This window comes from Mesorhizobium sp. M1273, from assembly GCF_040318195.1.
Lineage (GTDB): Bacteria > Pseudomonadota > Alphaproteobacteria > Rhizobiales > Rhizobiaceae > Mesorhizobium.
Genome location: NZ_JAMYLV010000094.1, coordinates 1 through 677, shown reverse-complemented (window position 1 = coordinate 677; position 677 = coordinate 1). Strand labels below are relative to the sequence as shown.

Here is a 677-nt window from a genome sequence, read left to right as displayed (position 1 = left end):
AACTCGCCATGGCTACCCTGTCGACCGATGCACCAATCTCTCCGCTTCGCCAGCGCATGCAGCACGACATGCTCATGCGTGGCCTGGGCTCCCATACCCAGCAAGACTACGTTCGTCACGTCCGGCGCTTCGCTGTGTTCCTTGGCCGCTCGCCCGACACTGCGAGGGCTGAGGACATCCGTCGATTCCAGCTGCATCAGCATGAGAGCGGCGTCGGCCCTGCGACGATCAATGGCGCGGTCTCGGCACTGCGGTTCCTGTTCCTGGTGACGCTGAAGCGGCGGGATCTGGCACGTGTGCTGGTGATCATGCGCCATCCACGCAAGCTGCCGGACGTGCTGAGCGTGGAGGAAGCGGCGCGGCTGCTCGAAGCAGCACCTGGCATCAAGTACAAGGCCGCGCTCGGTGTCGCCTATGGCGCGGGTCTGCGCGTATCGGAGGTCGCGCACCTCAAGGTCGATGATATCGACAGCACACGCATGCTGATCCGCGTCGAACAGGGCAAAGGACGCAAGGTTCGCAACGCCATGCTCTCGCCGCAACTCTTGGAACTGCTGCGGGTGTGGTGGCGCGAAGGCAGGCGTCGCGGGGTGATGCTTCCGCATGGCTGGCTGTTCCCGGGGCGCAGTTGCACCGATCCGATCTCGTCGCGGCAACTCCATCGCGCGGTTCAGGAA

1 protein-coding gene is annotated in these 677 nt (G+C 64.4%); it reads left to right on the top strand.

Annotated elements, in window-relative coordinates:
- Positions 1-8 precede the first annotated feature (8 nt).
- On the top strand, positions 9-677 hold a 669-nt coding region (locus NKH30_RS33075; protein ID WP_352998165.1), incomplete at its 3' end, for a tyrosine-type recombinase/integrase.